7 protein-coding genes are annotated in these 12594 nt (G+C 42.3%); all 7 read left to right on the top strand.

Annotated features, from left to right (window positions below; translation table 11 throughout):
• The first annotated feature begins 422 nt into the window (after positions 1 to 422).
• The 7 genes from L990_RS06250 (at position 423) to L990_RS06215 (ending at position 12574) form a co-directional block, all read left to right on the top strand.
• Entirely contained in the window at positions 423 to 761 is a 339-nt protein-coding gene (locus L990_RS06250) for a hypothetical protein (protein WP_047446595.1), read from the top strand.
• A gap of 483 nt (positions 762 to 1244) precedes the next feature.
• Positions 1245 to 2420 (top strand): glycoside hydrolase family 27 protein, encoded by a 1176-nt coding sequence (locus L990_RS06245; RefSeq protein ID WP_052180793.1) that lies wholly within the window; start codon positions 1245 to 1247, stop codon positions 2418 to 2420.
• Positions 2421 to 2945: 525 nt separating this feature from the next.
• Positions 2946 to 6050, top strand: coding sequence for a SusC/RagA family TonB-linked outer membrane protein (locus L990_RS06235; RefSeq protein ID WP_052180792.1), 3105 nt, complete (start codon positions 2946 to 2948; stop codon positions 6048 to 6050).
• Between the two features lie 21 nt (positions 6051 to 6071).
• Complete coding sequence (locus L990_RS06230; RefSeq protein ID WP_047446590.1) at positions 6072 to 7742, top strand: RagB/SusD family nutrient uptake outer membrane protein; 1671 nt, start codon at positions 6072 to 6074, stop codon at positions 7740 to 7742.
• A 106-nt stretch (positions 7743 to 7848) separates the two neighbouring features.
• Complete coding sequence (locus L990_RS06225; protein ID WP_156121383.1) at positions 7849 to 8865, top strand: hypothetical protein; 1017 nt, start codon at positions 7849 to 7851, stop codon at positions 8863 to 8865.
• 139 nt (positions 8866 to 9004) lie between these two features.
• Entirely contained in the window at positions 9005 to 10990 is a 1986-nt protein-coding gene (locus L990_RS06220; RefSeq protein WP_052180798.1) for a hypothetical protein, read from the top strand.
• A gap of 153 nt (positions 10991 to 11143) precedes the next feature.
• On the top strand, positions 11144 to 12574 hold the full coding sequence (locus tag L990_RS06215) for a hypothetical protein (protein WP_197057245.1): 1431 nt from the start codon (positions 11144 to 11146) through the stop codon (positions 12572 to 12574).
• Positions 12575 to 12594 lie beyond the last annotated feature (20 nt).

Here is a 12594-nt window from a genome sequence, read left to right as displayed (position 1 = left end):
AAGGTGATTTTATGATGTTGGCAGATAGGTTTTGAAAGATAAAAAGGTATTTTTGGACGTGTAAAAGTGCTTTTTTAATGTTGGGAAATTGCTATTGATGTTAGAAAATCACTTGTTCATGCTATAGTATGATTACCTCGTGATAAAAGGTCATTCTTGAATTTTTTAAATGGTTTTATAATGCATAAAAATGGCATTTTTGTCAGATACCTGTATTAGAATACTGAATGGTGGTTGTTGGGTCTGTAATGGTACTATTTGTGGTAGGAAAAATATATTGTGTATCTGTTTTTTTAAATGTTATTTATTGTGAATACAAATGGAATTTGTGCTGTAAATACTTTACTCTACAATGCTTAATGTGTTATATTTGAAGGTAGTGCTTTGAAAATAAATTTTTAAACATTATAAAAGTAGAGCCTATGAGAACAATCATTCCCTACGATCCCTTAAAGCTAAGCAGCCTTGGCGAAAACATCCTAGCAAAGCATGCTGCAGACAACGGCAGCTCTGATATTACAATGCTTGTAAAGGAGGAGGTAAAAGAATCTATAGCCAACCTCCGGGAGTATGCTGAACGGGCCGATGAGTTGCGTCGTCTGAGTGAGGAGATGACCGAGCGTCGTAACCTAGAAGCGAAGAGAGTGGAGGTGTTTGTCCGCTCGGTTCGCGATGTGGTTAACGCCCTTCACCCCAACCATCCGAAAAAGCTTACCGAGTATGGGTTTGAGGTAAACGAAGCACCACGCAAGGGTAAGTAGCGGGTGTCGTTGCTCTTTCTTTAGTCGAGAAAAGGAACCTAATCTCGACGTTTTTCTCCCTTTTATTAGGACACCAGTCAGCCTAATCTAGCTGGTAGTAATCTTTTTCATCTTAATTGAGGCTACTATGGAATGGTAGGGTGGCTTCTGGCATTTGTGGGCTGACCATCTCGGTCAATTCTAAGATTGCAGGTTGCAGCGTGTAAAATTCATTTGGGATGAGCTCGGCCATAGACCCGTCAAGCGCAAGGATTAGATAAGTAGGTGGTAATCTCTTGAAATACATCCCTTAAATCGGCGTTTTTACGACGATTTTCTGCGAGATCGTCGCCCTTCATTTTGTACGATTCTATCATTTATTCGCTAGTTTTTTTCATTTTGCTCGTGCTCCAGGTGCTACTTTAGTTGCAGGGTTGGTGCTCGAGCTTGTAATGCTTTGCTGAGCCCAGCTTCATCTTTAGTTTAATCTTTACAAAAAGTATCATGAGATTGGTTTTGGTCTTATCCTTTTGCTTTGCAGCCTTTACGTTGCAGGCTCAGAAGTTCGAAAAGTTAGCGCTAACGCCCCCTATGGGCTGGAATAGCTGGAATAAGTTTGCCTGCGACGTAGATGAAAAGAAAATTAAGGAGGTGGCGGATGTTATGGTTAGCTCTGGCATGAGGGATGCTGGTTACACCTACATTGTAATTGATGACTGCTGGCAGATTGGGCGCGATAGTGTTGGAAACATTATTCCCGATCTGGAACGGTTCCCTTCGGGAATTAAGGCTTTGGCAGATTACATTCATTCTAAAGGATTAAAGTTTGGGATATACTCCTGCGCAGGTACGCAAACTTGCCAGCGAAGGCCTGGCAGCCGAGGGTACGAGTTTCAGGACGCACGAAGCTATGCCAGCTGGGATGTCGATTACTTGAAGTATGACTGGTGTTTTACCTCGACTCAGGATGCACAGTCGTCGTATACCATCATGCGTGATGCAATCTACAAGGCTGGTCGTCCGATGATTTTTAGCATTTGCGAATGGGGCTATAGTAAGCCATGGCTATGGGCTAGCAATGTGGGGCATCTATGGCGAACTACCGACGATATTGTTGATTGCTGGGATTGCGTGGATGGCCGTAATAATGCGGGCTTTACCGTTCTACTGGATAGGGTGGCCAATTTAAGCGAGTATTCTGGTCCTGATCACTGGAACGATCCCGACATGCTAGAGGTTGGGAATACCCATCTAACCATGAGCGAGTCGAGAGCACATTTCAGCTTATGGTGTATGCTTGCGGCCCCTTTAATGGCTGGGAATGATTTGCGTTCTATGACCAGCGAGGTTAAGGAGATTCTCACCAACAAGGAGCTAATTGCGATAGATCAAGATTCGCTGGGGAAGTCTGCTGTAAAAATTCAGGACGATGGCGATTTTGAAGTTTGGGTAAAGCCATTGAGCAAAGATGAATATGCAATCTGCTTCTTCAATAGATCTTTGGCTCCTTATAAGCTTAGCTACAATGTTAAGGAAATGCTTAAATCAAAGTATTCGACGGATAGAACCTATACGGTTAGGGATGTATGGATGCATAAAAATGTAGGGAACACGAATAAGAATATTACAGGGGTGGTTGCTTCTCATGATATCTTAATGTTTAGGTTAACGCAGAATTAGATAATTTTTGTATAAAGGCCCTAGTCCTGCTTTTCTCTGGTTGGTTTCAGAGAGAAGCTGGCCTAGGGTCTTCCCTTTTAGTGGAAGAGTCCAGCTGTACTTCTTTTTATGTTTTGCCAATTTATCGCACAGCTGATCAGTATCGGGAAAGGTAGAGCAAGACATTCGACAATCAAGAAAGTTTTACAAAATGCGATTGGATTGACGCCTGTTTTATTACATGTTGGATTGGTAAATGAGTTGATTTGCTAGTAATGTTCATATTTATAGGAATATATATACTTTGAATGCTCTTGATATTCGTACGCTTTTTTCATTTTAATGTACGCCTTTTCCATCGTTAACCTCAGCCTAATACTACTTTTTCCATCGAAAAATCTTGCAATTACTCGCGCTATATCCGCCTTTTCAATGAGAAATGTGGGCACATCACGGATGTGATGAGGAGCCTTTAACGGGATAGTTATGGCGCTTAGTTGGCAGATTTAAGAGTCTTTTATTAAATGTAAACCTAACTGGGAATTTATGAAAAACGTGTTCTGCTTAAGAAGGGGCAATGTTTATCGACCTTTAAGTAAAGGAAGGTGGGTAAAGGTTATTGCGTTACTTCTACTTGCAAATGGACTACTCTCGTTGCCTGTAAGTGCTGCGCTACCAGCATCAGCAAATGCTGTGCAGCAGGGGATGAAGATTGGTGGTGTAGTTTCCAATAAAGAGGGGGAGCCCATTATTGGTGCTAGCGTGATTGTTAAAGGGACTAATGTGGCAGCATCTACCGATGTTGATGGTAAATTCATCTTGAATAGTACTAAAAAGGAAGGAGTGCTTGTCGTGAGTTTCGTTGGCTATGTTGCTAAGGAAGTTGCTTTTACTTCTAACGCTCCTTTGGTGATTCAGCTAGAAGAAAAAAATGCAAGTTTGAACGAGCTGGTGGTGGTGGGCTACGGCACGCAGCGTAAGACTACCGTTACAGGGTCGGTTACTTCAGTAACAGGTAAGGATATGAAGCAGTCGGCTACGCCCAACCTATCGAATGCCATTGTGGGGCGAATGCCAGGTGTGATTGCAAATAACCGTTCGGGACAACCTGGAAGTGACTATTCTGAGATTTATATTAGAGGTAAGGGTACTACAGGTGACAATAGTCCGCTATATGTTATAGATGGGGTTGCCAATCGGGGTGGTTTTGAGCGCTTAAATCCTAGCGATATAGAGTCGATCACTGTATTAAAAGATGCGTCAGCAGCTATTTATGGAGCCCAAGCCGCTAATGGAGTTATACTGGTAACCACCAAGCGAGGTTCTACCTCAAAGCCAACAATTACCTACGATGGCAGCTATGGTGTTTCTCAGAATACTCGTACGCCTCATCTAATGAATGCGTATCAGTATATGGACTATAATTCGGATTTGATAGCTGGTTTTAAGGAACTGAAAAATGGGTATTTAGATGGAACAATTGATAGGCGTCTATATACGAGCACGGATTGGATGAAGGTGGTTTTCCGCCCATATGCGCCGCAAACTCAGCATTCACTATCGGTTAGAGGCGGTAACGAAAATGTGAGGTACTTTTTCTCTGGAGGATATCTTTATCAGGAACCTTGCTTTAGAAATACCAATCAGAATTTTACCACAACGCAATTTCGTACAAATTTAGATGCAACGATCACGAAAAATCTTACCGTAAATTTGGAATTAGCCCAGCGAGAGGAAGATCGTAATCAGTCGGATTGGGATGCTGGTTCTATCATGTGGGAAGCCTACCATGCCTATCCATACCTGTACGACTACTATCCCAATGGATTACCAGGTCCAGGTATCGAAGGTGGAAATAATCTTGCATTGCTGAATACTGGTGTAACTGGATTTGTGAAGGTGAAGGATAACTTTTACAATACTAAGGTGGGGTTTAATTTGAAGCTGCCTTGGATTGTGGATGGACTCTCCGTGTCTGGTTACGGAGCAATTGATATGAATTTTCATCGCTATAAAAACTTTAACGATCAATGGGATGCCTACTATTATGATGTTGCAACAGACTCATATGTAAATGAGCGTCCTCAAACCAATGGAGGAAAACGTTCCTTGAATCAAAGTAGTAGCGAATCCCGAAGTACAACTTATCACCTTAGGTTGGCTTACGATAAGCGTTTTGGCGATCATGCTGTAAGTGCATTTGCCGCCTACGAGCAAAATAAGGTTGAGGGTGAGTATATCTATGGCTATCGTGAAAACTTTTTGAGTGGTAGTGTACCCTACCTTTTTGCAGGTGGTGAGGTTAATAAAACAAATGATGGTAAGGCTTCTATTTCGGCTCGACAAAACTATTTTGGACGAGCAAACTATTCTTTTAAGGATCGTTACCTTGCAGAGTTTACTCTACGTTACGATGGGTCACAAAATTTCCCTAAGGATACCCGCTGGGGAGTATTTCCCGGAGTATCAGTTGGCTGGAGAATCTCGGAAGAATCGTTTGTTAAAGATAACCTCTCCTTTATTAGCAACCTCAAACTGAAAGCATCTTGGGGTAAACTGGGCAACGACCGTGTTTTACCATTTCAATACTTGAGCACATTTAATTTGGGTTCTGGAGCCGTATTTGGAGAAAGTCCTTCTCGTTTGCAAGGTTTTACAGCAGGTGTAGTCGCAAATACTTCAATCACATGGGAAGAGGTAGACACCAAAAATGTTGGCTTTGAATCATCGTTTTTTGGGAATAACCTAACATTCGATGCTCAATACTTCTATTCGATGCGTACGCACATTCTTGCTAAAAAGCAGGCATCAATTCCTCTCTATACAGGGATAACGCTTCCTGATCAGAATATTGCAAAGATATCAAACAGCGGGATTGAAGTAGAGTTGATGTATCGCAATAAGGTAGGCGGCATTGACTATCATGCTGGAGGCAACTTTACCTTCGTGAAAAACAATGTCCATTTTATGGATGAGGCTGCGTCTACTCCCGAGTGGCAAAAGAGGACCGGCTATTCGATGGATTCGTGGTTGGTCTATAAGTCTGATGGCATTTACCAAACCCAAGCAGAAATTGATGCAACGCCTCACTTTCAGGGAACTAAACCAGGAGATATTAAGTATCTCGACGTAAATGGAGATGGTAAAATCACAGAAGACGATAGAACTCGTATTCATATGGGAAATATCCCCGAGATTGTGTACGGTATCAATATGGGCGCTTCGTGGAAAGGATTTGAGCTGAATATGCTTTGGCAAGGACAGGCAAGAGCAAGGCAGCTGATTCGCCCATTGGGATTCAATATTGATGTTGACTACTACAATAACAGATGGATATCACCAACCGAAACGCCTAATGCAAAATATCCAAGAGCATTTGACACGAAGAATGACTACATCAATACTCGAGATTCTGACTTTTGGTTAAAGGATGCCTCTTTTATCAGACTAAAGAATGTAGAGGTAGCCTATACTCTTCCAGCCAATTTGGCGAGTAAGCTAAAGATGTCGAACATTCGCGTATACGTTAGTGGTTTTAACCTCTTCTCCATCGACAAGATTAAGCTCCTAGACCCGGAGGGTACCAATACTGCAGGAATGTACTATCCGCAGCAGCGTATTTATACCGCAGGAGTAAGTTTAAGTTTTTAAGTCCCTTTAATAGGAATAATCATGAAAAAAGGAATAGTAAAGATCGCACTTTCGCTTCTGCTGGTGAGTGGCTTAGCGTCGTGTAGCGATTTTCTCGATATCAATCCGTTGGATTCATATTCGGAGGCCAATGTTTTCTCAGATCCAACAATGGCTGAAACTTACGTAAATACTCGATATACCGAGATGCGCACCGGCTGGGGGTCGGCAGCAATGCGCTTTGTTTGTGACGAAACAATGTGCAATCACGCAAATTTTAATTTGTGGTTCTTTAACAACGGTCAGCTTTCGCCTGATTTAATGAATAACTACGATTGCTGGTCGCAGTACTATACTGTGATAAAGAATTGCAATATTTTTTTCGATAATATTGGCAAAGTACAATCGATGAGTAACGGCACTAGGCTCATAGGAGAGATGAGGTTTCTTCGTGCATTCTACTATGCCGAGCTGGTGAAGCGCTACGGTGGTGTTCCTATAATTATTAAAACGTTTGCTTTGGATGGAGATATGTCACTAAAGCGCAACACCTACGACGAGTGCGTAAAGTTTATTGTAGATGAGTGTACTGAGGCTGCAAAGCTACTTCCTGCAAAGTATTCGGCAAACAATTTGGGTAGAGCAACCAAAGGTGCCGCTTTGGCCCTTAAAGCTAGAATGCTGCTTTACGCTGCAAGCCCACAGTTTAATCCGAGCAACGACAAAACAAAATGGCAGCTTGCTGCTGATGCTGCTAAGGAGGTAATCGATTTAAAAGATGAGAGCGGTGCTCTTGCTTATAATCTAGATCCTGACTATAGCGGATTATTTCTCAATCCTAAAAGTTCAGAGATTATTTTTATGAGGCAGTATACTTCCGAGTTTGGAACAAATGCAGATATGAGTAACTCTCCTAATGGTTATGGAGGGTGGTCAACCACTTGTATTCTTCAGGATATGGTGGATTCCTACGAGATGGAAGATGGTACCATGCCTACAGCCGCACAGTATGCTGCCGCTGATGGAATTCATTCCACACCGTGGGAGCATCGCGATCCTCGTTTTTATGCTTCTGTTGTTTGTGATGGGCAGCAGTTCCGCGGGCGTGAGGTCGAGTTTTGGACATCTCCTAATGGCACTCAAGGGATTGACAGCGAAAAATCGCCCATTGGTGCTTGGAATGGTTCTAAGACAAGCTACTCTATCCGCAAATTTATGAACGAAAATCTTTCCACAAATTGGAGTGTAGCATCGTCTCAGCCTTGGATATTTATGCGCCTAGCAGAGGTTTACCTAAACTATGCTGAAGCAGAGTTTAATTTGGGACACGAAGGGGTTGCTCAGGAGTATGTCAACAAAATCAGATTACGAGCTCGAGGAGGAAAATCTGGAATACTTCCAGATGTCACCGCTTCGGGAGCTGATTTGCTGAAGGCAATTCAGCACGAACGTAAGATCGAACTTGCTTTCGAGGATCATCGTTTCTTTGATGTGCGCCGATGGAAAATTGCAGAAGTGACAGAAAACAAGCCTGCTCGTCGAATAAATATTGTAAAAAATCCTTCTACTGGTGTTAAAACTTATACGATTGGGAATGTTGATAAAATGTATCAAGATCGTAAATTCTTAGCCCCGCAGAATTACCTGTTCCCAATCCCACGAACTGAGATGCAGCGTGATCCTCTTTTGGTTCAAAATCCTGGATATAATTAGTAGTTTGTTGGTTTAGAAATTGGCCGGTATCCTGGCAGCATTGCTGTCGGGATACCTTAACCAGCCTAAATTCATAAAGTGCATCTTCCTAATTAACATTTAAACAATGAGAGTATCTCTCCAAATGGTTGTCTTTTTAATCCTTTGCGGATGTAGTAAAGCACAGGATATGATAAAACTTAATGTTATGCCTAGTGTGTCGGTTTCATTAGAGTCTGGAGCTACTGGGTATATCTACTTAGATGGAAAATTTACGGGGAAAGTCGCTCCTGGGAAAATAGCGGTGGGCAAGGGATTGCACACTATAAGTGTTGGAGATGCGTCTGCATCTGTATACTATCGAAAGGAAGCCGTTGTCGCAAAGGATACCGTTATAAAGATGACAACGGCAGACATTCCTGCTCCTAGAACATGGAAAGCATTATGGATAGGTGTTTATGACGCGGTTAATCCCAATGGTGGAAGCACTCATTTTTCTACCGAAGACCTGAATGCTGCATATGATTTTTTTAAATGGAGCATTGCTGAGCATTTTGAGAAGTACTCGTATGGAGTTACCCGTTGGGATGTTGAGCGATTGGACATAAAGGATCCCGTTTCGCTAATTCAGTCGGGCAGCAACCAGATTATTCCTTTCGAAAATATACGAGCTAAGATCTCTGCTATAGTGCCTGGTCAGTACGATTGTGTTTTCGTTTTCTTTAGGCAGCAGGAAGGCTCCATTTCCCATATTGGGAATTATTTTGGTTTGGGGTGGTGTGATCCGTTAAGAGAAGTTGAGAAAACGGGGTATGTAATTGTAAAGTTTGATGTAGGCCGCTCTATTCAGGATAAAATTGGTTACTACAAATCTACCGATCCTGGTATATTTCTTCATGAATGGCTTCATACTGTAGGTGAGAGCTACTTTTCATCGCTGGGATATAATCTGCCTATACCTGCAGGTGATGGTTTACGGGTTCATGCTGCCGAGATATATGGCTATACCTTCCCTTGGCTAGGTTGGTATAAAGACTTTATGGCAGGGAAGGTTGTTGGTAAAAATGGAGTCGGCTACTTTGGTATAGGTCCAGAGGCTTTGCTAAACAATTCGGTTCGAAAAACGGCTGTTGGAGGACGTTAGTATGCTAATAGATTTACTCAGCGTGTTTAATGCTTTTTAGATAAATTGAACTCAAGTTGTCAAGTTGGTACTTTATGCCTTAGTGGTAAACAATAAGAGAGGTAGAATGAATTTTTTTAGATATGTTTTAGTTGCTGGGATGATATGCCTTTCTCCCTTAGTAAGGGCTATGCAAATCTCCGATTCAAGATGGCATCTGTCACAAGATGGTAATATTGCTTGGACAATAAATGGTCGAACACCTCATTTCGATCATGTTGAGATGAGCGGGAAACGTATATCGGTCGTTTTGCGGTATGGTGTCGAAAAGGATGGTTCGTTTATGCTTAACCGAAGTCTTGTTTGGCCTATGCTTAGGACAATTCCCAATGATACCCATGCTAGCTTAATGAGGAGACAGGCGTGGAATATTATAAAAAGCATTACGGTAAACGGATATTCTTTAGATAGCGAACGGGTAAAAGAAATACGTTTTGGTGGTACTTTAAGGGTGCAAAGCGAATTCGCTTTACCCAAAAATGTAAAGCTAGAGCTGGTTCGAGAGATGTGCCCTTCCACAACGCTTCCTGCGTTCTGCGAGAGCTATACAATCAGAAACAGGAGTAGTAAGAACTTGACGATAGAGATTCCCTATGGAGAGTTTGTTGTTGGCACAGATTCGCTTAAGGGTGTTGATGGTAGCTATACGCTTGTATCTAAGATTGTAGGAGTTGGAAGTAAAGTGCTTATACCCAATGAGGAAGTTCGATTTGGAGCCTATTTTATGGGATACAAGCATGACGAACCAAGGAAAGAGGTAAATGTTGATGATGAGATTGCCAAGCGGAAGTCTTTAGTGGCGGATTTACGAAAGAATTTGGTACTTGAAACGCCTGATTCGGTATTAAATACTATGTTTTCTTTTGCAAAGGTTAGGGCTAGCGAGAGTATATACCAAACAAAATGTGGACCTCTGCATGGGCCTGGCGGAGAATCATACTATGCCGCAATTTGGGCAAACGATCAGGCCGAGTATGTTGGACCATTCTTTCCTTTTTTAGGCTATAGCTACGGGAATGAATCTGCATTAAATGCTTACCGGCAGTTTGCTCGCTTCATCAACAAGCAGTATCAACCGATTCCTAGCTCAATTATAGCCGAAGGTACCGATATATGGAATGGTGCAGGAGATCGGGGGGATGCCGCAATGGTTGCATATGGTGCTTCGAGGTACGCTTTGGTTCGGTGTAATATGAAGGAGGCTCAGGAGTTATGGCCTTTAATTGAATGGTGTTTGGAGTTTTGTAAGAGGAAACTAAATAGTGATGGTGTCGTCGATTCCGACTCCGATGAGTTGGAAGGACGGTTCCCCGCCGGTAAAGCAAACCTTTGTACCTCCTCTCTTTATTACGATGCATTAGTATCTGCGGCCTATCTGGGTAAACAAATAGGAACGCCATCCTCCCAAATTGCGGCGTACCAGGAGCAGGCTGCTAGACTTAGAAAGGCAATCAATAATTATTTTAAAGGTCCGGTTGAAGGGTTTGATACATACAGATACTATAAGGATAATGATGTGCTACGTTCCTGGATTTGTATTCCTCTAACGGTGGGTATTTTCGATAAAAAGGATGCAACCATAAAAGCACTCTTCTCACCTCGCTTATGGACAGATAATGGATTATTAACTCAAGCTGGTAGCGAAACTTTTTGGGATAGATCAACCTTGTATGCCCTTCGGGGTATTTTTGCCTCAGGAGAGGCTGACAAAGCAGCACAGTACCTATCCTACTATTCTGGGAAACGATTATTAGGTGAGCACGTACCTTATGCCATCGAAGCGTATCCCGAAGGAAATCAGCGCCACCTTTCGGCTGAGAGCGGCTTGTACTGTCGAATAATTACCGAGGGTATGTTTGGTATAAGACCTACTGGGTTTAAAACGTTCGAACTAACTCCTCAAATGCCTAGTTCTTGCAGTTTTATGAATCTACGGCGTATAATGGCATTTGGCACCTGTATGGATATTGAGGTTGCACGCAAGGGAAGTTTGTTAAGCGTACTTGTAAAAATAGAGAATGGAAAAGAATTTAGGAGAGAAATTGCGCCAAAAGAATCCATTTCAATCGACTTAGAAAGGTTGTAGGATAAGGGTGATAGTTATACTAACGGAAAACCATGAACTAGATAGCAGATGAAAACGAGATTACGACAACTGTGTTTTTTAAGCATACTTCTCTTTTTGGGGAGTATGCTTAAAGCTCAGAATTCAGACATAGAGATAGTCACATCTAATAAAATGCTTGAAAGTACCTTTAGCTGGGCAAAATCAAAGGCACGATCGTACGTTATGACAGGACAACGAGGTGTGCTAAATAAATCGGAATATGGTAAGGGTGATGGAGATGCTGCATACATGCCCTGTTATTGGGCGGGTTACCCGCATCGTACGGCTTTCTATTCGCGCGACTACTGCCATCAGATGGCTGGTGCTCATCTGTTGGGGCTAGATCGGGAAAACTTGGAGATGCTCAGAGCATTTGCCCAATCGGCTAATGAGGATAAGAAGTGGTATCCGTTGTGGGCAATAAACTTTGATGGCAGCTGTTATAAGTTAGACTATCGCAGTGATCAAAGTTTTGTACGTGAGGTGCCTGCAACCTTCGAATTAGTAGAGAAGACCTACAAGCAGCTTCTATGGACGGGAAACAAAGAGCTGATTAACGATCCTGTAATTTGGACCTATTGCACCAAAGCGGTGACTGAATTCATAAACCTTCATGACAGTATCATTCCAAACGGCATTGCAGAAGGTGATGGCTCTGGTCGTATTTTCAAGGGTGTAGCTACCTACAACGAAGATCATAAGCTGGCGTACGTTGAGGCTGCCGATGGGCTCTCTTGCCAGTATCAGGCGCTTTTGGCTTACGGTAAAATGTTGGCTATAAAAGGGGAAATGGCTGAATCGGAGGCGTATTTGAGGCGTGCCAACCAGCTGAAGCAAATATTTAACGACGAGTGGTGTTTAAATAGTGATCAAATTTTTTCTAGAGGTCGCGCTAAAGATGGTACATATTTAAAGGGCTTTGGACGAGAAACGAGCTTCTTTGTTCTTCTTAAACAGCTTTCCTATAATGGCGAAAAAAGCGATAAGTATGCCGATTTTGTGGCCAAAAGCCTAAATGTCGAATATCAGGTTCCTGTAAACATTGAGTCGATCACCTATCTCCCTGACCTATTCTTTCCTTACAATCGGGTGGAAGATGGATGGAAGTGGACTAAGACGATTATTAATCGCTTAAATGATAAGCATATTGTTGATGAAGCCGGTCTTAATGGCGACTATCCGGAGGTTTCGTACACTTTTATCAGCAATGTTGTGGAGAATATGATGGGAGTTGAACCTGATGCAATTAACGATGGAGTAGCTGTCGTTTCGCGTTTACCAGAGGAGGTTTCCACCTTGGGTGTTAATGGCCTAAAAATCGGAACTCATACGATAAACTTGCTGCATGAAGGTCGTAACAAAACAACGTTGGCTCACCTTTTTGGAAGTAAGGATTTGCGCTGTGAATTCCGTTTTTACGGGCATTTCAACGTAATCTATCTTAATGGTAAACCAGCGAAGGCAGCATATTCAAAGTTGAATGGTGCTGAAATAAGCAGTGTGCAGTTGCCAGTTGCAAAAGGGAAAAAGGTGGTGGCAGAGGTAAAGCCTTATAAAAAGTAAAATCAACCAAATTAGGTAAT

This window comes from Alistipes sp. ZOR0009 (genome assembly GCF_000798815.1).
Lineage (GTDB): Bacteria > Bacteroidota > Bacteroidia > Bacteroidales > ZOR0009 > Acetobacteroides.
This window is presented reverse-complemented; position numbering and strand designations above follow the sequence as displayed.